The organism is Marinobacterium ramblicola (assembly GCF_019084545.1).
Classification (GTDB): Bacteria; Pseudomonadota; Gammaproteobacteria; order Pseudomonadales; family Balneatricaceae; genus Marinobacterium_D; species Marinobacterium_D ramblicola.
The window spans coordinates 195,654-217,708 of record NZ_JAHREP010000003.1 but is presented as its reverse complement, the minus strand read 5'-3'; the positions used below and the strand labels follow the sequence as shown (position 1 = coordinate 217,708).

Below are 22,055 nucleotides of genomic sequence, written 5' to 3'. Positions count from 1 at the left end.
CCCGTAACGACCCGTCAGACCGCAGCAGCCGGGCGTTGATACGAGATCGGCGACAACTCTTCACTGTCTTCGAAGGTGACCACCTCATAAGCATCCTCGGTTTCGAGCAGCTTACGCAGCAGCATGTTGTTCAGGTAGTGGCCGGACTTGTAGCCGTAAAACTCACCGATCAGACTCTTGCCCAGCAGGTAGAGATCGCCCACCGCGTCCAGAATCTTGTGCTTGACGAACTCGTCGCTGTAGCGCAACCCTTCGTCATTGAGCACCCGGAAGTCATCGACCACGATGGCGTTATCGAAGCTGCCGCCCAGGGCCAGATTCTGCGAACGCAGGTACTCCATATCGCGCATGAAGCCGAAGGTACGCGCCCGACTTACCTCTTTCACGTAGGAGGAGCTGGAGAAGTCCAGCGCCGCTTCCTGGTTACCCGTATTGAAGGCGGGGTGCGGATGGTTGAAATCGATCTTGAAGCCGACCTTGAAGCCGTTGAACGGCTTGAAGCAGGCCAGTTTGTCATCGCTGCTGACACGCACTTCGCGCTTGATCCGGATGAACTCTTTCGGTGCATCCAGCTCCTCGATACCGGCGGACTGGATCAGAAACACGAACGGCGCGGCACTGCCGTCCATCACCGGCACCTCTTCGGAGCTCAGCTCGACCACCAGGTTATCGATGCCCAAACCGGCCAGCGCCGACATCAGATGCTCGATCGTCGCGACACGCACACCCTCTTTCGAGATATTGGTGGACAGCATGGTATCGACCACATTCAACGCATACGCCGGAATTTCGACCACCGGATCCAGGTCGACGCGACGGAAACGGATGCCCGAATTGGCCGGTGCCGGTTTCAGGGTCATGAAAACCTTCTGCCCGGAGTGCAGGCCAATACCGGTCGCTTTAATGCTGTTTTTCAGGGTGCGTTGCTTGATCATCCGTCCTGCCGTGAAGTTGTCGGTCAAAATAACGGCCTATCCTAACAAAAATGTGATAGGCCAACCACAAGATAACCACCGGGAATGGCACGTCGCCGATCAATGAGCGTGCTCATTCACTCACGCACCCTGCCGCCTCGCTACGCGATCAGTCAGCCTGACGGCGCAGGAAGGTGGGGATATCCAGCAAACCGTAATCGCTGTCCTGGCGTCCGCCCTCGGTTGTGCGCTTCTCGACCGGCTTGTCCAGCAGCGCTTCTTCACGCTGGCGGCGCAGAATCGTCGGCAGTTCGATCTGATCGAGATTCAGAGAACCGTCAGCCTTGCGACCGCTGGGCGCCTTGGAGTGCACCACGCGAAGCTCCTGCTCATTGTCCCGGTCCAGGCCGGTGGCCACTACAGTGACCTTGATATCCTCGCCCAGTTCCGGATCGATCACGGTCCCGATGACGATAGTGGCATCTTCGGAGGCGTACTCCTCGACGATATTACCCACCTCGGTGAACTCACCCAGGCTGAGATCTTCACCGGCGGCGATGTTGACCAGTACACCGCTGGCGCCCTTGAGGTCGATATCCTCGAGCAGCGGGCTGCGGATCGCCGCCTCGGCCGCCTCCTGGGCACGGTTATCGCCGCGCGCAACGGCGGTACCCATCATCGCCATGCCCATCTCGGACATCACGGTGCGCACGTCGGCGAAGTCGACGTTGATCATGCCCGGACGGGTGATCAGGTCCGCGATCCCCTGCACGGCGCCCTTGAGCACGTTATTGGCAGCGCTGAACGCATTGATCAGCGAACAGTTCTTGCCCAGCACCTGCATCAGTTTCTCGTTCGGGATGATGATCAGCGAGTCGACGTTTTCGCGCAGTGCACGAATCCCCTCCTCGGCGATCTTCATCCGCTTCTTGCCTTCGAACGGGAAGGGTTTGGTCACCACCGCCACGGTCAGGATACCCAGCTCGCGGGCAACCTCCGCCACGATCGGTGCAGCACCGGTACCGGTGCCGCCCCCCATGCCGGCGGTGATGAACACCATATCGGCACCGTTAAGCGTTTCCGCGATCCGCTCGCGATCCTCCAGTGCGGCCGTGCGGCCCACTTCCGGATTGGCGCCGGCACCCAACCCCTTGGTCAGCTCTCCGCCAATGTGCAGGGAGGTCTGTGCCGACATGCGGTGCAGTGCCTGGGCATCGGTATTGGCACAGATGAACTCAACCCCTTCTACCAGGTTGTTCACCATATGCTGCACGGCGTTACCGCCACCGCCACCGACACCGACCACTTTGATTACCGCGTTCTGCTGGACGTTTTCGATCAGTTCAAATTCCATTGCTCTTCCTCCCCCTCAGCGCCTACGACTACCTTCCGGCGCATGACGTCTTTTGTTGCAAAAATGTTAGAAATTACCCTGTAACCAGGTTTTGATGCGTTGCAAAAAGCCCGGCCCCGCCGGCACTGTCCGCTTCACATCCGTTTCCCGTTGAATCAGTTCCGGTGCTGCCGGGCCGTGATCCGCCCGGGCATAGTGCAGCAACCCTATGCCCGTGGCGTAGATCGGGTTGCCCAGCAGATCCTCCATTCCCCGCACCCCCTGAGGACGGGCAAGCCGCACCGGCATATGGAAGATCTCCTCCGCCAGCTCGACCGCCCCCTCCATTTTCGATGTGCCGCCGGTCAACACGACACCGGCGGCAACCAGATCTTCAAATCCGGAGCGACGCAGCTCCGCCTGAACCAGGGTGAACAGCTCCTCGTAGCGCGGCTCGACCACCTCGGCCAGCGCCTGGCGTGACAGGTCACGGGAGGGACGATCGCCGACGCTCGGCACCTTGATCGTCTCTTCCGGACGCGCCAGCTGGGCCAGCGCACAGGCGTACTTGATCTTCAACTGCTCGGCGTTGATCGTCGGCGTGCGCAGCGCCATGGCGATATCGTTGGTGACCTGGTCCCCGGCCACCGGTATTACCGCCGTGTGGCGAATGGCACCGCCGGTGAAGACGGCGATATCGGTAGTACCGCCGCCGATATCGACCAGGCAGACACCCAGATCCTTCTCATCGTCGGTCAGCACCGAGTAGCTCGATGCCAGCTGCTCCAGCACCACGGCATCCACCTCCAGACCGCAACGGCGGATGCACTTCTCGATATTCTGCACCGCATTGATTGCGCAGCAGACCAGATGCACCTTGGCCTCCAGACGGACTCCTGACATCCCCAAGGGTTCCCGAATCCCCTCCTGATGATCGATCAGATACTCCTGCGGCAGGATATGCAGAATCTTCTGATCCGCCGGAATCGCCACCGCGCGCGCCGCATCGATCACCCGCTCCAAGTCGTACTCCGACACCTCACGATCCTTGACCGCGACAATGCCATGGGAGTTGTGGCTGCTGATATGGCTGCCGGCAATACCCACGGTCACCGAATGGATCTTGCAGCCGGCCATCAGCTCCGCCTCTTCGACCGCACGCTGAATCGAGTGCACGGTCGACTCGATGTTGACCACCACCCCGCGCTTGAGTCCACGCGACGGGTGGGATCCGACACCGACAATCTCGATCGCCCCGCTGTCGGTAATCTCACCCACCAGGCACACCACCTTCGATGTCCCGATATCCAGCGCGACAATCATGTTACTTTGGCCCATTGACCCTCTATCCTGCATTTTCATTTGTCTCTACGGCGCGCCAACGCACGGCGACGCCATTGGGATAACGTATATCGATCTGCTCTATCTCTTCCGCACGCGCTGCAAGCGTCAGCCGGTACACGGCGAGAAAACGCTTGAGTCGTGGTATCAACTGCTCCCGCCCGGCCACTACGCGGATGCCGTTGTCCAGATCGATGGTCCAGGCTCCGCGCGGTTCCAGTGTCAGCCCGGCCACCTTCAGTCCATTGGCGGCGAACATGGGCGTCAGATCGTGAAACTGCTCCATGATCTTCACCGTTTCATGTGCCGGCCCGCTCAGCTTCGGCAAACTCACATACTCGGGTTTCAGCTCCGGCCAGAAGATATCCCCCTGGTGGTTCAGCAACCCCTTGTCGCCCCAGCGCGCTACCGGCACCTCTTCGATGACATTGACCCGCAATGCAGGCGGCCACTGCCGACTGATCGTGGCATCGTGCACCCAGGGCTCCTGGATGACCCGGTCGCGCAAGCGCTGCAGATCCAGATCCAGCAGCGTGCTGTCGATACTGGCCGCCAGATCCTGAGCGATCAGTTGCTTGTCCAGATGGCGCACCGCACCGGCGATCCGCACCTCCGCCACCGGCTGGTCCAGCCAGCGCCAGAGATCGCGTCCCGCGGAGGTGGCGATACCGACAAACACCACCAGCAAGGTGAGCAGAACCAGGGGACGCCAATACCAGTCATTGTCCTGCTCGTTCGGCGCCACCGCCGCTGCACGGGCGGCACCGCGCACCGGCTCGACTTCGGCGAGCTCGGGTGTGCGGTTTCTCCACGGCAGCGTCATCAGCATGAGGCTTAACCTCCGCCTTTCTGTTCTTCTGGAGCGGCGTTATCGAGCGTCGCGGTGCGCAGAATCTCGACCACCAGCTGCTCGAAGGAGATACCGGCCTCACGCGCCGCCATCGGCACCAGACTGTGATCGGTCATGCCGGGTGCGGTATTGACCTCCAGCAGCTGGAAACAGCCCCGCTCATCCAACATCACGTCCACCCGTCCCCAGCCACGGCAGCCGACCATGGCAAACGCCTGCTCAATCAGTGTTTTCAGCTCGGCCTCCTCGGCCTTGCTGAGCTGGGTGTCGAACAGATAGCGGGTATCGTCAGCCTCGTACTTGGCGTTGAAATCGTAAAAATCGTGCGGCGTCTCCAGCCGAATGATCGGCAGGGCGCGACCGCCCAACACCCCGACGGTGTATTCCGGACCGCTGATCCAGCGCTCGGCCAGGACAGCGGAATCGAATCGCTGCGCTTCTTTAACGGCGATCTCGAGCTGATCACGGTTGTTCACCTTGGCCATACCGATGCTTGATCCTTCGTGGATCGGTTTGACCATAATCGGAAAACCGAGCTGTTCGGCAACCGCATCCAGATCGACCTGCTCGCCGATCACGGCGAACGCCGGCGTGGTCAAGCCGCCACCACACCAGAGCTGCTTGGTACGCAGCTTGTCCATGCCCAGAGCAGAAGCGGCTACACCGCTGCCGGTATAGGGTTTACCCATCATCTCCAGTACGCCCTGGATGGTGCCATCCTCACCGCCACGACCGTGCAGGATCAGGAAGGCCCGATCGAACTCCGCCGTCATCAGTTGCGCCAGCGGGTCCTGCCCCTCGCCGCCAAGATCTATACCGAAGGCATCGACACCCGCTGCCAGCAGCCCCTTGAGCACCTCGGCACCGCTCTTCAGCGAAACCGACCGCTCGGCCGAAAGACCGCCATAGATCACCGCGACACGTCCCAGCGCTTGCGCCTCTGCCGCATCCACTCTGAAGTCAGACATTCTGGCCTCCGCTACTGGTCAGATCCTGTTGTGCCAGATCGTGTGAGATCGCCGTCACGTTGCCGGCCCCCTGCGTCAACAGCAGGTCACCCGGTTTCAGCAGGTTGCGCAGGGCATCGGCCAGTTCCGTCGGGTTTTCGATGAATACCGGTTCCTTGCCGCGCTGGCGGATGCTGCGACAGAGACTGCGGCTGTCGGCGCCCGGGATCGCCGCTTCGCCGGCAGAGTACACCTCCAGCATCACCAGCTGATCCACCCCCTGCAGCACCTGCACGAAATCTTCATACAGGTCGCGGGTACGGGTGTAGCGGTGCGGCTGATACACCATCACCAGCCGGCGTCCCGGCCAGCCGTCGCGTACTGCACGGATAACGGCCTGCACTTCACGCGGGTGGTGACCGTAATCGTCCACCAACGTTACGCTGCCACCATCTACCGGCACCTCGCCGAGTACCTGGAAACGTCGGCCGACACCCTGGAAACTCTCCAAGGCACGGCAGATCGACTGATCGTCCACCCCTTCGTCGGTTGCCACCGCGATCGCCGCCAGGGCGTTCAACACGTTATGCCGTCCCGGCATGTTCAGCGCCACCTGCAGATCGGCATGACCGTCGGGACGGATGACGCGGAAGCTGCTGCAAAACCCCTCCTGCTTGATCTCCACGGCGCGAAAATCGGCCGACTCGTCGAAGCCGTAGGTCAGTACCGGACGGCTCACTTCCGGCAGCAACTCGCGCACGACGGGATCGTCGGTGCACATCACCGCCAGGCCGTAAAACGGCAGGTGATGCAGGAAGCTGACGAAGGTTTGCTTCAGCTTGTTGAAGTCACCGTCATAGGTATCCATATGATCGGCATCGATATTGGTGACGATGGCGACCATCGGCTGCAGATGCAGGAAGGAGGCATCGCTCTCGTCGGCCTCGGCCACCAGATAGCGACTGCCGCCAAGCTGGGCGTTGGTCCCGGCGCTGGTCAGACGACCGCCGATGACAAAGGTCGGATCCTTGCCCGCCTCCGCCAGGATCGACGCCACCAGACTGGTGGTCGTGGTCTTGCCATGGGTGCCGGCAACGGCGATACCGTGGCGGTAGCGCATCAGCTCCGCCAGCATCTCCGCGCGACGCACCACCGGTACACGCAGCTCACGCGCCGCCAGCACCTCCGGGTTGTCCTCTTTAACCGCAGAGGATGTCACCACCACATCGGCACCCTGGATATTGTCCTCGGAGTGACCGATGAACACCTCGGCACCCAGGCTTTCCAGGTGCGCGGTTACCGCCGATGCACGCATATCGGAACCGCTGATCCGGTAGCCCTGATTGAGCAACACTTCGGCGATACCGCACATACCGACACCACCGATACCGACAAAGTGGATCTGGCGGATACGCCTCATCTCCGGCACTTCGTATACTTTGATCGCTGCGCTATCAGCTTTCACTTCATTACCTCCACACAGACCCGGGCCACGCGCTCGCTGGCCTCGGGCTGAGCCAGTGCACGTGCGGCCCTGGCCATATTCAGCAGTTTCTTGCGATCGCCTAAGTCCTTCAGCAGTTGCACCAGTTTGTCCGCATCCAGCTCGCGCTGAGCGATCCGCACTCCGGCCCCGGCCTCACTGAGGAATCCGGCATTGGCCGTTTGATGATCATCGATGGCATGGGGCAGCGGTATCAGCACCGATGCCACCCCGGCGATAGCCAGCTCGCTCACCGTCAGCGCCCCCGCGCGGCAGATCACCAGATCCGCCCAGGCGTAGGCCTCGTCCATATGTTCGATAAAGGGTACGACACGCCCCTCCACGCCAAGCTCGGCGTACTCTTTGAGCACATCGTCGATGTTCCGCTTACCGGTTTGGTGCCACACCTCGGGCCGCGCCTCCACCGGCAACCGGGCCAGCGCTTTCGGCACCAACTGATTGATCGCCTGAGCGCCCAGACTGCCGCCAACCACCAGCAGCCGCAAACTGCCCTCGCGTCCAGCCAGACGCCGTTCGGGCTCGGCCAGTTGCAGGATCGGACCGCGCACCGGGTTGCCCACGACCTCACCCCGATTTTCACCTCTGAACGCCCGCGGAAACGCCTGCAACACACGGCTGGCGAAACGGGCCAGAATACGGTTGGTCGTACCGGCCACCGCATTCTGCTCATGGATCACCAATGGACAACGCAGCATCCAGGCAACCAGACCGCCCGGGCCCGAGGCAAAACCGCCCATGCCCAATACCGCATCGGGCTTGACCCGACGCAGCACACCGAACGCCTGCCAGATCGCCAGCAGCAAGCCAAAGGGGGCGAACAACTGCTTCAACCGCCCCTTGCCACGCACCCCCCGCACATCGATGCAGTGCAGGTTGATCCCCGCTTTGGGGACCACATCCGCTTCGATGCCGGCCGCGGTACCCAGCCACTCCACTTCGATACCCTTAGCGCGCAGCGCATCGGCGGTCGCCAACGCCGGAAACACATGACCACCGGTACCGCCGGCCATGATCAGCACACGACGAGGATCAGCCACTCTTCACCTCCCGGTTCTGCTCGGCCTTGGATCGCTTTCCGCTCGAGCCCGCCAATGGCAGCCCCAGGCGCATCCGCTTCAGCTCGTAATCGACCCGCTGCACGATCGCGATCATGCCGCAACAGACCAGCAGACTACTGCCGCCATAGCTGAGCAGCGGCAGCGTCAGCCCTTTGGTCGGCAGCGCCCCCACGTTAACACCGATATTGATCATCGCCTGGCCGGCGATAATGAAGGCGAAACCGTAGCTGATGTAGGCCATGAAAAACTGTTTCTGCTTCTCCGCCTGGCGCCCGATCAGGAAGATACGCGCCACCAGCAGCGCGTAGAGAGCGCAGACGATCAACGCGCCGATGATCCCGAACTCCTCCGCCAGCACCGAATAAACGAAGTCGGTATGCGCTTCGGGCAGGTAGAACAGCTTCTGCACGCTGTTGCCGAGCCCGGTGCCAAACCACTCGCCGCGACCGAAGGCGATCTGCGCCTGCGACAGCTGGTAACCGCTGCCATAAGGATCAGCCCAGGGGTCGGTAAAACTCTTCAGGCGCTCCATGCGGTAAGACTGGGAACCGGCAAGCGCCCCGACCAGAGAGCCGGCGACACCGACCAGAATAAAAAACTGCAGCGGCCGCATGCCGCCGAGGAAGATCATCCCCATCACGGTGCCGACCAAGACCACGGTGGCACCGTAATCCGGCTCCAGAATCAGCACGAACATGTACAGCGCCAGCGGAAATGCCGGCTTGATCACCCCCCACCAGCTGCTGCGCACCTCACTGAGCCGGCGCACCAGGTAACCGCCCATGAACAACACCATGCACACCTTGGCGATCTCGGACGCCTGCAGGTTAACCGGCCCCAGACCGATCCAGCGACGGCTACCGTTCACCTCGCGCCCGATCCCCGGAATCAACACCAGGATCAGCAACGCCAGACCGATAAACAGCAACGGCACGCTGTATTTTTCCCACACCTGTACCGGCACGCGCACCGCAATCAGGGCGCCAATCAAGGAGAGCAGCATGAAGCTGCCATGCCGAACGATAAAGAAACCGGCCGAGCCAAAATTCTTTGCTGCCACGTCCATCGATGCGGAGGTGATCATGATGAAACCGATCAGTACCAGTGCAACCGTGGACAGCAGCAACCAGGGGTCAAACGGCAGAATCCCTTTCGGCACCGCGGGCACGGTCGAGGCGCCGACACGACTGAGCAGCTGCGGCGGCAGCGCAGGCAGTTTTACCTTGGGCAGCGATAGGCTCAGTCGCATCCCAACTCCTCCACGGCATCGACGAATGCCCGCCCCCGCGCCGGGTAACCGGTGAACATATCGAAGCTGGCACAGGCCGGCGATAACAGCACGACGTCGCCCGGTTGGCCGAGCCGGGCCGCAAGCTGAACCGCCAGCGTCATGTCGGCAGCAAAATGGTGCTCAACGGCATCGACCGCCCGCGCAATCTGCGGACCATCACGGCCGATCAGAATCAGCGCACGACCGTAACGGGCAAGCGGCGCATCCAGTTCATCGAAGCTCTGCCCCTTACCCTCGCCGCCGGCAATCAGCAGGATCCGCGCCTCACCTTCCAGCGTAGCGCCGAGACCGTTCAACGCCGCCAGCGTGGCGCCGACGTTGGTACCTTTGGAATCGTTGAACCAGCTCAGTCCGCAACGATCGGCCACCCACTGGCAGCGGTGCTCCAGTCCACCGAACAGCTTCAGCGCCTCCAACATGGCAGAGATCGGCAGACCAACGGCCTCACCCAGCGCCAGCGCGGCCAGGGCATTGGCCTGGTTATGACTACCACGGATCTTCAGCTCGCGCGTATCGATCAGCGGCTCCAGCCCCTGCGCCAGCCAGACCGAGCCCTGATGCTCGATCAGGCCAAACTGCTTCAGATCCGGTTTGCCCAGACCGAACTCGACCTTCTTGACCCCTTTGGGCAGCAGCGGCCTTGTCAGCGCATCGTCACGGTTCTCCACCGCCACCGCGCAGCCACGGTAGATACGGTGCTTGGCGGCGTGGTAGCCCTGCATCGAGTCGTAGCGATCGAGATGATCGGGGCTGATGTTGAGTACGGTTGCCGCTGCCGCGCGCAGATCGTTGGTGGTTTCCAGCTGGAAGCTGGACAGCTCCAGCACATACAGTTCGGCCTGATCATCGAGCAGATCCAGCACCGGCGTACCCAGGTTGCCGCCCACCAGCACCCGCACACCGGCGGCCTTGGCCATCTCACCGACCAGTGTGGTGACCGTGCTCTTGGCGTTGGAGCCGGTAATCGCCACGATGGGCGCCCTGGCTTCTGCGCAAAACAGATCGATGTCGCCACTGAGGCGCACGCCATTGGCGACGGCCTGACGTATTGCCGGATCCGCCTGCGCCACGCCGGGGCTCAGGATGATCTCGCTGTACCGACTCAGCAGGTCCGCATCCAGCGGCCCGCAGTACAGCGGCACTTGAGGAAACTCGGCACGAAACGCCTCGGCAGAGGGCGGCTGTTCGCGCGTATCGCAGACCGCAAAGGGCAAGCCGCGACGGGCCAGATAGCGCGCGCAAGCCAGCCCGGTCTTGCCCAGACCGATCACTACCCGGCTTTTGTCTGTCGCGATCAAACCCATCTCGTTACTGCCTCTGCTATCGAATTTTCAGTGTTGCCAGGCCGATCAGCACCAGCACCACGGTGATGATCCAAAAGCGCACGATGACGCGCGGCTCCGGCCAACCTTTCAGTTCAAAATGGTGGTGGATCGGCGCCATGCGGAAGATACGCCGACCGGTCAGCTTGAACGACGCCACCTGCAGGATCACCGATACCGTTTCCATGACGAAAACCCCACCCATGATCACCAGCACCAGCTCCTGGCGCACGATCACCGCGACCACACCCAAGGCCGCACCAAGGGCCAGCGCGCCGACATCACCCATGAATACCTGGGCCGGATAGGTGTTGAACCAGAGGAACCCCAACCCGGCACCGACAATGGCGCCACAGAAGATGATCAGCTCACCGGCACCGGCCACGTAGGGGATATTCAGGTAGTTCGCGAACTGCACGTGTCCGCTCAGGTAGGCGAATACCGCCAATGCGCCGCCGACCATCACCGTCGGCATGATCGCCAGACCATCCAGACCATCGGTCAGGTTGACCGCGTTCGAGCTGCCGACGATGACGAAATAGGTAAAGACGATGAAGCCCAATCCCAGCTGCAGCGAGAAATCCTTGACGAATGGCAGGATCAACTCGGTTTCCACCGGGCTCTGGGCGGTAAAGTAGAGTAGCGTGGCGGCGCCGAAGCCTCCGATCGACTGCCAGAAATATTTCCAGCGAGCCGGCAAACCGCGGGGGTTTTTCTCCACCACCTTGCGCCAGTCGTCGACCCAGCCCACGGCGCCGAAGATCAACAGCACGGCGAGTGTGATCCAGACGTAGCGGTTGCTCAGATCGCTCCACAGCAGGGTACTGATGGCGATCGACAGGATGATCAGTGCACCGCCCATGGTCGGCGTACCGGCCTTGCTCAGGTGGCTCTGGGGACCATCGTCGCGCACCGCCTGACCGATCTGCTTCGCCTTGAGCTGAGCAATCAGGCGCGGACCGATAAACAGCGACAGGCCGAGCGCCGTCAGCACACCCAAAATGCCGCGCAGTGTGATATAGCCGAATACGGCAAACCCACTGTAGAACTGCGACAGGAGCTCGGTCAGTAAAAGCAGCATGTGTCAGTGTTCCTCATTCTGCGGGTGAGGCCCGCTTTTCAGGGCGTTTACCGCCCTCTCCATACCTGCGCTGCGCGACCCCTTGGCAAGCAGGGTGCCGGCGCTCAGATCCAGTTGTTTCAGCGCGTCCAGAAAGTCGGCAAAATCGGTAAAGTGGCGTGCCATGCAGCCGCCATCGGCCGCCGCCAGCGCCGCATGCTGCGACAGCGTACCCACGGCCATCAGTTGCTCCACCCCGCGCTCGGCAACGTAGCGCCCCACCTCCGCATGCAACTCTGCCGCCTCATCGCCCAGCTCCGCCATATCGCCGAGCAGCAGCGTATGCGGGCCCGGCTGCGAAACCAGCACATCGATGGCGGCCTTAACCGATCCCGGGTTGGCGTTGTAGCTGTCATCGATCAACAGAGCACCCTGCTCCAGCCGGTAAGGATTGAGTCGACCCGACACCGCCTGGAACCGCTCCAACCCCTCGACCGCCTGCTGAAGCGGGAAGCCCATCGCAACCCAGGCAGCAGCGGCAGCGGCAGCGTTGGCGATATTGTGTCGCCCCATGACCCCGAGCTGCAGCCGGACTCGCTCCTCGCCATAGGCCAGTTCACAGCCCCAGGTGCCGGAGCCCCCCAGGGTCAGGTCGGTCGCCTGGAGCTCCGCCGCATTGCCATTGATGGAGAAACGACAAACCCGGCGGCCCAACTGTTCGAGCCTTTCCAGCCAGCGCTGTGCATGAGGGTCGTCGGCGTTGACCACGCCGACCCCCGCGTCGGCCAGGCCTTCAAAGATCTCGCCCTTGGCGGTGACGATATTATCCAGGCTGCCGAATCCCTCGAGGTGCGCACCCAGGGCGTTGGTCAACACGGCCACCTGCGGTATCGCCATTCTCGTGGTGCGCGCTATCTCACCGACCGCGCTCGCACCCAGCTCGATGACCGCATACTGGTGTTCGGGCGCCAGCTCAAGCAACGTCAGCGGCACGCCGATCTCGTTGTTGAGATTACCCCGCGTGGCCAGGGTCGCGCCCCTGGTTGCCAGCATCGACGCCAGCATCTCTTTCACACTGGTCTTGCCACTACTGCCGGTGACGGCAAACAGCGGCCCGGTGAACCCGAGCCGGTTATGCCGGCCCAGCTCGCCCAGTGCCTGTAAGGTGTCGGCGACAACCAACTGCGGCAGCGCGCTATCGATCTCGTGATCGACCACTGCAGCCACAGCCCCCTTCCCAATGGCGTCGCCGACATAATCGTGGGCATCGAAACGTACTCCTCGCAGAGCGACGAATAGATCCCCCTTGGTTACTTTGCGGGTATCGGTGCAGACACGAACACAGCGCGTTGCGTTATCCAACGCAACCGCTCGTGCTTCGAGCAGGCCAGCCAGTCTTGCCAGACTAAAATCGGCAATCATGCGCTCGCCCCTTCACTCGCCGCGCGGACCGACAGTGCCTTGAGCACCTGTTCCTGGTCACTGAACGCCGAGCGCACACCGTTTATCTCCTGGTAGGTTTCATGCCCCTTACCGGCCACGAGCACCATATCGACTGGTGCCGCCTCGGCGACCGCAAAGGCAATAGCCCGCGCCCGATCCGGTTCAACATGCACCGTCCGCCCCTGTGGAATACCCTGATGGATCATCTGAATAATGCTGCGTGGATTTTCGGAGCGCGGATTATCGCTGGTCAGCACGATTTCGTCAGCACCTGCCGCCGCTATTTGTCCCATAACGGCACGTTTGGCGTTGTCGCGATCTCCGCCGCAGCCAAATACGACCCACAGACGGCTATTACCCTCCATGTGCGCCCGCGTCGCCTGAATCGATTTCTCCAGGGCATCCGGCGTATGCGCGTAATCGACGATCACCGTTGGCATACCCGGAGCGCTCAACCGCTCCATCCGCCCGCATACCGGCTCCAGCTGCGCCAGAGCCGAGGCAATATTGCTCAACTCATAGCCCAGACCACCGAGCAACGCCGCCACCAGCAGCAGATTGGAGGCATTGAACTCGCCCAGCAGCGGCGCGGTAACCAGGACCTCACCCCAGGGGGTATGTAACTCGAACATCAACCCCTGGGCGCGTAGCGTCAGCTGATCGACATAGACCTGTGCCGTACTATCACGCAGCGAGAAGCCGATACGCTCACCACCGGCAGGACAGGGCTGTGCCAGCAGCACCCGACACTCGGCGTCGTCGGCGTTGAGTACCTGCAGCGGCGCGCCGTAATCGGTAAACAGACGCGCCTTGGCTTTGGCATAGGAAGCCATATCACCGTGGTAATCCAGGTGATCGTGGGTCAGATTGGTGTAGGCCGCGGCGTCGAACTGCACGCCGGCCACCCGCCCCTGGTCCAGCGCATGACTGGAGACCTCCATCACCACCGCCTGCGCACCCTCGGCCCGCAGACGCGCCAATTCGGCTTGCAGACTGATCGGATCAGGGGTGGTATGCGTTGCCTCACGTAGATGGCCGGGAAAACCGTTACCGACGGTACCGATCAAGGCGGTGCGCAATCCGCAGCTATTCAGCGCCTGAGCCAGATAGTGCGCACAGGAGGTCTTGCCATTGGTACCGGTAATCCCGATAACCCTCATCTCGCGACTGGGCTCGCCATAGAAACGACTGGCGGCATAGCCCAACTGGGCATCGAGACCAGCCACCCGCAAGACCGGAATCGTAAACTGCTGCGCCGCGTCCTCCGCCAGCTCTCGCTCATCCACCACAGCGACCACCGCGCCCGACTCTGCCGCCTGAGCGATAAAATCCGCGCCTCGATGCTGCACACCGGAGCGGGCAAAAAACAGATCGCCCGGCTGCACCTTGCGACTGTCGATACAGAGACCAGAGACGCGCAGGGCCGCAAGTCGTTGCGGCACCTGAGGCAGAAGCTGGCTGAGCTGCATCCCCATGGCGGTCATCATTTCGTCACCACCTGTTGTGTATCAGAGCCGGGCCATTTATCCGGCGGCACATTGAGCAGTCGCAGCGCGTCCGTTGCGACTCGTGAAAACACCGGCGCTGCCACTTCACCGCCGTAGTACTCCTGTCCTTTGGGGTTATCAACCATTACCGCCACAACAATTCGAGGATGAGAGGCCGGCGCAATACCGGCAAAGACTGAGGTATAACGATCGGATGCATAACCTCCGCCGCTGGCCTTGTGCGCCGTGCCTGTCTTACCGGCGACGCGATAACCGACCACCGCCGCCTGGCGCCCGGTCCCCTGAGGCGTGATGACGGTTTCCATCATCGCCAGCACCTCATCGGCCACCTGTTTGGGCATCACACGTTTAACTTCCGGCTGCTTGTCGGGATCGATCCGCAACAGTGAGATCGGGCGTTGAACGCCGCCGGATGCCAGCGGCACGTATGAGTGCGCCAGCTGCAACGGCGTCACCGACAGGCCGTAACCATAAGCAAGGGTGGAGCGCTCGACAGTCTGCCGCTCGCTCAGGAAGGGCAAGGTGCCGGTGCGCTCACCGGGAAATCCGGTACCGCTGACCTGACCAAGTCCGACGTTGTGCATCAGGTTGCGGATCTCATCCGGCGCCATATCCAACGCCAGCTTGGTAACGCCCACGTTGCTCGATTTGGTGATGACCCCGGTCAGGTCCAGCACGCCATAATTACGGTGATCGCGGATCGTCGCATTGCGCACACGAATATAGCCGGGGGAAGTATCGACTTCGGTTTCCGGCGTGTAACGCCCGGTCATCAATGCGGTGGCCACGGTCAACGGTTTCATCGTCGACCCCGGCTCGAAGATATCGGTCATGGCGCGGTTGCGCAGTGCCGAGGTGAGCAGATTGCTGCGATCATTGGGGTTATAGGAGGGCTGATTCACCATCGCCAGCACCTCACCGGTGCGTACGTCGAGCACCACCACCGAGCCTGAGTCCGCCTGATGGGTATTCACTGCGTCCTTGAGCTCCCGATAAGCCAGGTACTGCAGCCGCAGATCGATACTGAGCGCCAGATCCTTGCCCGGTTCGGCCGGCGCCAGCGAGCGGATATGCTTGATCGTACGTCCGGTCCTGTCCTTCATCACCAGCTTGCGGCCCGGCTCGCCACGCAACCAGTCGTTGAACGCCAGTTCAAGCCCCTCCTGCCCTTCACCGTCAACACTGGTAAAACCCACCAGATGGGTCGTGACCTCGGCAGCGGGGTAGTAGCGCTTGTACTCCTGGTCCACATGGATGCCGTTGATATCGAGCGCCGCAACGCTCTCGGCAAGCTCCGGCGTCACCTGACGTTTCAGATAAAGGAAGCGGCGCTCGCGATCGGCATTCAGGTCACGCAGCAGCTCCTCCCTCGACATATCGATCAGCTGTGCCAACTGCCGAATACGCGGGTTATGCAGGTCGACCATCTTCGGGTCGGCCCAGATCGTCGCCACCGGTGCACTGACCGCCAAGGGCTCGCCATTGCGATCGGTGATCAAGCCCCGATGCGCCGGCAACAGCATGGTACGCAGCGTGCGCGCGTCCCCCTGGCTGCGCAGGAACGCCTGATCCTCAGTCGAGAGCGACAGCATCTTGGTCAGTATACCGCCGGCGATCAGCACCAGCAGCGCGAACACCAGCCACAGCCGCCAACTGCGCGCGGCCATGGCTTGGACGCTCTGCTCGCCTTTGCTCTTCACTGTAGGGTTATCGCGACTCATTCCGTACGATCTCTATCCCTTTCGCTTCCGGGATCCTCATATCCAGCTTTTTCTCTGCCTGGGTTTCCACGCGGTTATTGGCGCTCCAGGCGCTCTCCTCGAGCAATAACTGGCCCCACTCCACCTGCAACTCGTCACCTTGCGAACTCAATACCTGATGCCGGTTGAACAGATTCCGATATTCGTACGCCGAGTAGATCACCATCAGCGCGGACACCAGCACCAAGGCGATCATCACTGCCATCACGCCAGCCGGCTTGACCAAATCAGCGGCACCCAACAGCTTTTCCGGAGCGGCACGCACCGCAGTGACCCTATTCGAGGCCTCAGGTTCCTGCGCCGAGCGAATAAACTGCGCTTTCACCCTTTCCAGCCGCTGCCGGAAGATATTCATGCGGTTTTCACCGCCACGCGCATCACGGCGCTGCGCGAGCGGGGATTCGCTGCGACCTCAGCCGCCGAGGCTTTCACCGCCTTCCCCTCCGTCTTCAGCCGCTGCCGCAGCATCGCCTGAGTCACCGGTATACCCGGCGGCAGATGCTCATCACCCTTCACATGCTTGCGGATAAACCTTTTCACCAGGCGATCCTCAAGCGAGTGAAAACTGATGACCACCAAACGCCCACCCACTGCCAGCACGCTCAGGGCCTGCTCCAGCACCTGCTCGATATCCTCAAGCTCACGGTTGATATGGATGCGAATACCCTGAAAGGCACGGGTAGCCGGATGCTTGCCCTTTTCCCAGCGCGGGTTCGCCTCGGAGATAATCGCAGCCAGTCGCGCGGTGCGCGTGATCGGCGCTTCCTGCCTGGCACTGACGATCGCCTTGGCCATACGGCGGGAGAAGCGCTCCTCACCGTAGGTGAACAGGACATCGGCGATCTCCTCCTCGCCGGCCCGGTTTATCCAGTCGGCCGCACTCTCCCCGCGACTGGTATCCATCCGCATATCCAGAGGACCATCATTGAGAAAGCTAAAACCTCGATCCGGGTCATCCAGCTGGGGCGAGCTCACGCCCAGATCGAGCAGGATGCCGGACACCCGCTCCGACATTCCGGCATCTTCAACAAAACGTTGGAGCTCAGAAAAAGAGCCGTGCCGAATGTCGAATCGCGGCTCATCGGCAAAGCGCGCCTGCGCATGACGGATCGCCGTCGGATCCTTATCGATCGCCATCAAACGCCCACTGTCGCTTAGCAGGCTCAGAATACGCTCGGAATGCCCTCCGCGCCCGAAGGTCCCATCCACGTAAAAACCGTCCGGATCCGCCACAAGAGCCGAGACAGCCTCCTCCAGCAGCACCGTTGTATGGCTGAACTCTTGCGGCATGACGCCAGGCCCCTTCTTGTTTACAGTGAAAGTGTTTGCATATCCTCGGGCAGCACAGCACCTGCTTCAACGTCCTGCAGATACTCGTCCCGAGTCGTATTCCAGAGCTCCTCGCTCCAGATCTCAAATTTCCGCCCCTGCCCCAACAGCACGATACGCTTGTCCAAACCGGCATATTCACGCAACGGAGCCGGCATCAACAGGCGCCCCGCGCCATCCATATCAAGATCGGTGGCATGCCCTATCAATAACCGCTGAATTCGCCGTGCCGCAGGATTAAAACTGGGCAAGGCTTCGATCTTGGCCTGGATCTCATCCCATTCCGGCTGTGGATAAAGCAGCAGGCATTTGGACTCGGTATCGATGGTGGCGACCATTTTCCCCTCGCAGTGCTCCGCGATCGACTCGCGATAGCGGGCCGGGATCGCCAGGCGCCCCTTGCTATCGAGATTGATCGGATTGACTCCGCGGAACATGATCCCCATCGGGGCTCTCCAAAATTACCCACTTTTACCCACTTTAAACCACTATGCGACACTATAGGTAGGAAGACTAGCCAAATCAAGGCCGGGCACCGAGGCCCAAACCCCAGCCTGGAGCGATACTGAATCCATTTCATTCAAGCTCACAGCCGGATCGATACAGCACCACCCCTGGCGTGAACATCAAAGCGGAAACCCCTGACCACTGATCACAAAACGAACAGCCTCTACAGCAGGAGAAATAGCCCGATGCCCGAACCCAGCCAGATGGATGCCCAATGCACCTTTCGAGGCGCTAACTGAAAAAAACACGCGCAACCGGAAACTTATAGGCTGCAGAACCCTCGAAAACTTTCATGCGCAAAAAACCCTCCATCGACAGCCGTTAAATCGGACCGAGGGATCAATCCACCACTAAATAAGGAGATGTTCGGAACATGAAACCCGTACTCGCCCTGGCATTTGCCAGTGCCCTGATACTTGGCGGATGTACCCAGTTACAATTGCTCAACAGCAATACACCCACCCAGGAACTGGCACGCAAAGCCGATGCCGGCGACATCGAGTCCCAGTATCAAATGGGACTGCATTTCACCACCGGCGCCGATGTCGAACAAAACTACGCACAGGGCCTGAGTTACTTCGAAAAAGCCGCTTCAAGCGGACACACCGACGCTCAATACATGCTCGGCATGGCCTATTATCTGGGGCGCGGAACCGCACTGAACTATGAACAGGCTCGAAAATGGCTTGAACTGGCCGCCGACAAACATCACCGAGAGGCGATGCATTACCTCGGCGAGATCTACTTCAACGGCTATGGGACCGAGGCCGAACCCGCCTGGGGCATTCACTGGATAGGACAGGCCGCCGAGATGGGCTACTCGGAGGCACAATATCTACTCGGAACCAGTTATCTGACCGGAATAGGCAGCATCAAAAATACGCGTCAAGGGCTAACCTGGCTCAACACCGCTGCCAACAGAGGCAGTCTGCGCGCCAAGGAACTGCTCGAGAAGCTTAGCCACCCAACCGAAAACAATCACTTCACCCCGACCAACCTGACGGATGACGCATTAAGAAAACGTTACCAGATCCGGTATATACAAACCCGATTACGCACCCTGGGCTATTCGACAGGCTATGCCGATGGAGTTTGGGGACAACAAACGGAAAGCGCATCGCGCCAGTTTATGAAGCGTAGCGCCTCGCTCAGCGAGCTGATAGAGGCGCTACGCAAACTCCCGGAGCGGCGCTAAGCCGCTCCTCGCGCTAAAGACTTAGCCTTCAGAGTCACCGGTTAGATCGGCCACCTCATCCTCAACGGAGGAAGTAACCCCCAGCAGGTCATTCACTGCGGCTACTACGTCGGGCGAGAGTGACTTGTTGGTGATCTCGCCCAGCGCCGTCACCTCGGTCTGGGCCTGCCCATCCAACTGCCCCTCTATCTCGGCCAGATCCGCAACAGCGCCGTCATAGGATGACTGCACCGAAGCAAGCTCGGTTTCGGCATCCGTGACATCCGTTTCCGCATCGGCGACAGCCGTATCGGCGCTTGCCGCGGCCAGCTCAGCATCGGAGACCGCGCCCTGCGCATCCTCCACTGCAGACTGCGCACTATCGACAGCCGCCTGTGCATCGGCTACTTCCTGCTCGGTTGCATCCGCTTCCAGAGCAGTCTGTGCATCCAGAGCCGACTGCAGATCGGTTTGAGCCTGGGTTAGATCCGCCTGCGCAGATGCCAGGTCAGCTTGAGCCGCGGTCGCGTTATCTTGTGCTGCCGCCAACTCTTGCTGAGCAGCAGCCAAGGTATCCTGCGCCAAACCCAGATCCTGCTCGAACGAAGCCACCTGATCAGCCAACGCCTCGATCTCCGCCGCCAGATCCACACCCGCCTGAACGGTTGCGGCGTAGGCAGCAAGCATCCCCACACGAGACGTAGGGGCTGCGTGCTCCAGCGCCGTAGGGGATGCGTGAGCCGCATTCAACGCGCCCATCGCACTTGCCAACGCGCCCCTGTTGTTACCCAACCCATGCGCACCGTTGGAGGCATTATCGGCATGACCAAAGCCATTTGCCTTGCCCTGCCCTGCAGCACCATTGGCACCAGCAGTTTCGGCACCCTGTCCGTTGCCGTTACCACCAGCATTGCCACCGCCGTTGCCGTTGCCACCGCCGTTGCCACCGCCGTTTCCGCCGCCGTTTCCGCCACCATTACCACCGCCGTTGCCGCCTTTAGCATGTGCCTGGCTTCCCAGATCAATCTGTGGCAATTGATCAACCAGCACCGGCGCAACAGCAAGTCCCATTATCGTTAAAACAGATACAGTCAGTTTTTTAATTCCCATCGGACACCTCCAGCTAAACGTCCGTTTGAAACTCTAGCAAAAATTGCTAGCGCCTGCAGTGGACAATTAAACATAGGAGATGTTCAACCCAATAACACCCCTCACCTTCATAAATTAGAAAAGGAGGTACAAGTGACTCTATATGGTTACAAACAGCAAGCTGACCAGCTAAACCCTTTGCAAATCCATATCTCCAATCCCGATGATCACCTGGTTTTTTGCCATATCAAATTACCGCCGCCAAACCTGCCTCTGGAATCCGTCTCCGAATTACATCAGAATCCCCCTACCACCCAGCGGCCACACTCGGAAATATGAACCTCGACATACTACTTGCTCGCCAACCGATCTTTGATCGCGACCTGAAAGTGGTCGGGTACGAACTGTTGTACCGTAGCGCTCCTGACTTCACGCGCGCGGTACTCTCCTCCGACGACACCTGCCGCGCCACCTGCGAAGTCCTGCTCAACACCTACACCAGCGTATTCGATTCAGGGACCTACCGTCTGCTGCCGGCATTCGTCAATTTCGGCGAACGCCTGCTACTCGACAAACAGCTTCCGTCTCTGCCACGTGAACACCTGGTGCTGGAGATACTCGAAGATGTGTCGCCCTCTCCTCCAGTGATTGCGCGCCTGAAAGCGCTTCGAAAGGCGGGGTTCAAGCTCGCTCTGGACGACTTTGTATTGAAACCAGGCTATGAACCTTTGCTCGAACTGGCCCATATCGTGAAGCTGGATATACGCCAATTGGGCCCCCAACTTATTGAGGAGCAGGTTAGAAGGATCAAGCCGTACCCGGTGGTACTCCTGGCCGAGAAAGTGGAAACAATGGATGAGCTGGAGCTGTGCAAAACGCTCGGTTTCAAACTGTTTCAGGGCTTTTTCCTGAGCCGTCCGCAGTTGGTCTCCGGACGCCAGCTATCGTCCAACCGTCTGATCCTGCTTGAGCTGCTAGCCGCACTTAATCAGGAGGAGGTTTCGGTATCGGCACTGGAGAAGGTGATCAACCAAGACCCACAGCTGTGCGTCAAAATTTTACGTCTGTTGAATTCCGCGCAGTTTGCGCTGCGTCGTGAAGTATCCAGCATATCCGAAGCGATCACTCTGCTCGGACTGGAAGAGTTGCGCCGCTGGGCTCTGCTGATCAGCCTGACCTCACCACAGACTCACCAGTCACCGGAACTCTCGCGACAGATCCTGACCCGAGCCTCCATGTGCGAACGACTTGCCGTGGAAAGCGGCCTTGTGCGCCCGGATACCGCATTCATGGCAGGCCTGCTTTCCGGCCTGGACGCCCTCTTTACCATGCCGTTGGCATCGATCATCGAGCACCTTCCACTGAACGACGGCCTGCGCCGATCAATACTGTTCCGCGAAGGGGATGTGGGACTGCTGATCAATGAAAGCCAGGCATGTCTGGAAGCTCGCTGGGATCAACTTAGCGGTAGATTCGACGACAGCACCCTCAGCGCCGCAGAGCAGGAGGCGCTCAACTGGGTACTGGAGGCCACCCGGGCAATCCGGGCAATCCGGGACTGAGACACGCACCGACATCAGCCTGACCGCCATAACCCTGGGGAGCGTATCAGGGCGCTTGGAACA

General features: G+C 60.7%; 19 protein-coding genes. 2 read left to right on the top strand and 17 right to left on the bottom strand.

The window, feature by feature from the left end; translation table 11 throughout:
* Positions 1-14 precede the first annotated feature (14 nt).
* The 16 genes from lpxC to mraZ all read right to left on the bottom strand — a co-directional run bounded on the left by lpxC (position 15) and on the right by mraZ (position 18,097).
* Positions 15-935: a UDP-3-O-acyl-N-acetylglucosamine deacetylase gene (lpxC, locus tag KQ940_RS03420; RefSeq protein WP_217411711.1), complete on the bottom strand. Its 921-nt coding sequence runs from the start codon at positions 933-935 to the stop codon at positions 15-17.
* A gap of 148 nt (positions 936-1,083) precedes the next feature.
* Positions 1,084-2,268 (bottom strand): cell division protein FtsZ, encoded by a 1,185-nt coding sequence (ftsZ, locus tag KQ940_RS03415; RefSeq protein ID WP_217411709.1) that lies wholly within the window; start codon positions 2,266-2,268, stop codon positions 1,084-1,086.
* A 66-nt stretch (positions 2,269-2,334) separates the two neighbouring features.
* Positions 2,335-3,585, bottom strand: coding sequence for a cell division protein FtsA (gene ftsA / locus KQ940_RS03410; RefSeq protein ID WP_217411707.1), 1,251 nt, complete (start codon positions 3,583-3,585; stop codon positions 2,335-2,337).
* A gap of 7 nt (positions 3,586-3,592) precedes the next feature.
* Positions 3,593-4,417 carry a cell division protein FtsQ/DivIB gene (locus KQ940_RS03405; protein ID WP_246589661.1) on the bottom strand — a complete coding sequence of 275 codons (825 nt, stop codon included), beginning with the start codon at positions 4,415-4,417 and terminating at the stop codon, positions 3,593-3,595.
* Positions 4,418-4,422: 5 nt separating this feature from the next.
* The gene (locus KQ940_RS03400) at positions 4,423-5,406 is read right to left on the bottom strand and encodes a D-alanine--D-alanine ligase (protein ID WP_217411705.1); all 984 of its coding nucleotides are present in this window, start codon (positions 5,404-5,406) and stop codon (positions 4,423-4,425) included.
* Complete coding sequence (gene murC, locus KQ940_RS03395) at positions 5,399-6,805, bottom strand: UDP-N-acetylmuramate--L-alanine ligase (protein ID WP_217411809.1); 1,407 nt, start codon at positions 6,803-6,805, stop codon at positions 5,399-5,401. Before murC ends, KQ940_RS03400 begins: the two co-directional genes overlap by 8 nt.
* A 41-nt stretch (positions 6,806-6,846) precedes the next feature.
* Entirely contained in the window at positions 6,847-7,899 is a 1,053-nt protein-coding gene (murG, locus tag KQ940_RS03390; protein ID WP_246589689.1) for an undecaprenyldiphospho-muramoylpentapeptide beta-N-acetylglucosaminyltransferase, read from the bottom strand.
* A 19-nt stretch (positions 7,900-7,918) separates the two neighbouring features.
* Complete coding sequence (ftsW, locus tag KQ940_RS03385; protein ID WP_217411701.1) at positions 7,919-9,196, bottom strand: putative lipid II flippase FtsW; 1,278 nt, start codon at positions 9,194-9,196, stop codon at positions 7,919-7,921.
* Entirely contained in the window at positions 9,187-10,542 is a 1,356-nt protein-coding gene (murD, locus tag KQ940_RS03380) for a UDP-N-acetylmuramoyl-L-alanine--D-glutamate ligase (RefSeq protein ID WP_217411699.1), read from the bottom strand. Before murD ends, ftsW begins: the two co-directional genes overlap by 10 nt.
* Positions 10,543-10,558: 16 nt before the next feature.
* Positions 10,559-11,641, bottom strand: a complete 1,083-nt coding sequence (mraY, locus tag KQ940_RS03375) for a phospho-N-acetylmuramoyl-pentapeptide-transferase (RefSeq protein ID WP_217411697.1) — start codon at positions 11,639-11,641, stop codon at positions 10,559-10,561.
* A 3-nt stretch (positions 11,642-11,644) separates the two neighbouring features.
* The gene (locus KQ940_RS03370; protein WP_217411695.1) at positions 11,645-13,042 is read right to left on the bottom strand and encodes a UDP-N-acetylmuramoyl-tripeptide--D-alanyl-D-alanine ligase; all 1,398 of its coding nucleotides are present in this window, start codon (positions 13,040-13,042) and stop codon (positions 11,645-11,647) included.
* On the bottom strand, positions 13,039-14,550 hold the full coding sequence (locus tag KQ940_RS03365) for a UDP-N-acetylmuramoyl-L-alanyl-D-glutamate--2,6-diaminopimelate ligase (protein WP_246589659.1): 1,512 nt from the start codon (positions 14,548-14,550) through the stop codon (positions 13,039-13,041). The genes KQ940_RS03370 and KQ940_RS03365 overlap by 4 nt, the downstream gene beginning before the upstream one ends.
* On the bottom strand, positions 14,547-16,292 hold the full coding sequence (locus KQ940_RS03360; RefSeq protein WP_217411693.1) for a peptidoglycan D,D-transpeptidase FtsI family protein: 1,746 nt from the start codon (positions 16,290-16,292) through the stop codon (positions 14,547-14,549). The genes KQ940_RS03365 and KQ940_RS03360 overlap by 4 nt, the downstream gene beginning before the upstream one ends.
* The gene (ftsL, locus tag KQ940_RS03355) at positions 16,279-16,686 is read right to left on the bottom strand and encodes a cell division protein FtsL (protein ID WP_217411691.1); all 408 of its coding nucleotides are present in this window, start codon (positions 16,684-16,686) and stop codon (positions 16,279-16,281) included. Before ftsL ends, KQ940_RS03360 begins: the two co-directional genes overlap by 14 nt.
* Positions 16,683-17,621, bottom strand: coding sequence for a 16S rRNA (cytosine(1402)-N(4))-methyltransferase RsmH (gene rsmH, locus KQ940_RS03350; RefSeq protein ID WP_217411689.1), 939 nt, complete (start codon positions 17,619-17,621; stop codon positions 16,683-16,685). Before rsmH ends, ftsL begins: the two co-directional genes overlap by 4 nt.
* A 20-nt stretch (positions 17,622-17,641) precedes the next feature.
* The gene (mraZ, locus tag KQ940_RS03345) at positions 17,642-18,097 is read right to left on the bottom strand and encodes a division/cell wall cluster transcriptional repressor MraZ (RefSeq protein ID WP_217411805.1); all 456 of its coding nucleotides are present in this window, start codon (positions 18,095-18,097) and stop codon (positions 17,642-17,644) included.
* A gap of 443 nt (positions 18,098-18,540) precedes the next feature.
* Here mraZ and KQ940_RS03340 point away from each other — a divergent pair, with 443 nt between their 5' ends.
* Entirely contained in the window at positions 18,541-19,362 is an 822-nt protein-coding gene (locus tag KQ940_RS03340) for an SEL1-like repeat protein (protein WP_217411687.1), read from the top strand.
* A 21-nt stretch (positions 19,363-19,383) separates the two neighbouring features.
* Here KQ940_RS03340 and KQ940_RS03335 read toward each other — a convergent pair whose 3' ends face one another.
* Entirely contained in the window at positions 19,384-20,412 is a 1,029-nt protein-coding gene (locus tag KQ940_RS03335; protein WP_217411685.1) for a hypothetical protein, read from the bottom strand.
* Between the two features lie 353 nt (positions 20,413-20,765).
* Between KQ940_RS03335 and KQ940_RS03330 the strand changes: the two genes are divergently transcribed.
* Entirely contained in the window at positions 20,766-21,992 is a 1,227-nt protein-coding gene (locus tag KQ940_RS03330; protein ID WP_217411683.1) for an EAL and HDOD domain-containing protein, read from the top strand.
* Positions 21,993-22,055 lie beyond the last annotated feature (63 nt).

Coding starts and splice junctions, on each gene's coding strand:
- lpxC (WP_217411711.1), bottom strand. CDS start 935: ATGATCAAGCAACGCACCCTGAAAAACAGCATTAAAGCGACCGGTATT.
- ftsZ (WP_217411709.1), bottom strand. CDS start 2,268: ATGGAATTTGAACTGATCGAAAACGTCCAGCAGAACGCGGTAATCAAA.
- ftsA (WP_217411707.1), bottom strand. CDS start 3,585: ATGGGCCAAAGTAACATGATTGTCGCGCTGGATATCGGGACATCGAAG.
- KQ940_RS03405 (WP_246589661.1), bottom strand. CDS start 4,417: ATGCTGATGACGCTGCCGTGGAGAAACCGCACACCCGAGCTCGCCGAA.
- KQ940_RS03400 (WP_217411705.1), bottom strand. CDS start 5,406: ATGTCTGACTTCAGAGTGGATGCGGCAGAGGCGCAAGCGCTGGGACGT.
- murC (WP_217411809.1), bottom strand. CDS start 6,805: ATGAGGCGTATCCGCCAGATCCACTTTGTCGGTATCGGTGGTGTCGGT.
- murG (WP_246589689.1), bottom strand. CDS start 7,899: ATGGCCGGCGGTACCGGTGGTCATGTGTTTCCGGCGTTGGCGACCGCC.
- ftsW (WP_217411701.1), bottom strand. CDS start 9,196: ATGCGACTGAGCCTATCGCTGCCCAAGGTAAAACTGCCTGCGCTGCCG.
- murD (WP_217411699.1), bottom strand. CDS start 10,542: ATGGGTTTGATCGCGACAGACAAAAGCCGGGTAGTGATCGGTCTGGGC.
- mraY (WP_217411697.1), bottom strand. CDS start 11,641: ATGCTGCTTTTACTGACCGAGCTCCTGTCGCAGTTCTACAGTGGGTTT.
- KQ940_RS03370 (WP_217411695.1), bottom strand. CDS start 13,042: ATGATTGCCGATTTTAGTCTGGCAAGACTGGCTGGCCTGCTCGAAGCA.
- KQ940_RS03365 (WP_246589659.1), bottom strand. CDS start 14,550: ATGATGACCGCCATGGGGATGCAGCTCAGCCAGCTTCTGCCTCAGGTG.
- KQ940_RS03360 (WP_217411693.1), bottom strand. CDS start 16,292: ATGAGTCGCGATAACCCTACAGTGAAGAGCAAAGGCGAGCAGAGCGTC.
- ftsL (WP_217411691.1), bottom strand. CDS start 16,686: ATGAATATCTTCCGGCAGCGGCTGGAAAGGGTGAAAGCGCAGTTTATT.
- rsmH (WP_217411689.1), bottom strand. CDS start 17,621: ATGCCGCAAGAGTTCAGCCATACAACGGTGCTGCTGGAGGAGGCTGTC.
- mraZ (WP_217411805.1), bottom strand. CDS start 18,097: ATGTTCCGCGGAGTCAATCCGATCAATCTCGATAGCAAGGGGCGCCTG.
- KQ940_RS03340 (WP_217411687.1), top strand. CDS start 18,541: ATGAAACCCGTACTCGCCCTGGCATTTGCCAGTGCCCTGATACTTGGC.
- KQ940_RS03335 (WP_217411685.1), bottom strand. CDS start 20,412: ATGGGACTTGCTGTTGCGCCGGTGCTGGTTGATCAATTGCCACAGATT.
- KQ940_RS03330 (WP_217411683.1), top strand. CDS start 20,766: ATGAACCTCGACATACTACTTGCTCGCCAACCGATCTTTGATCGCGAC.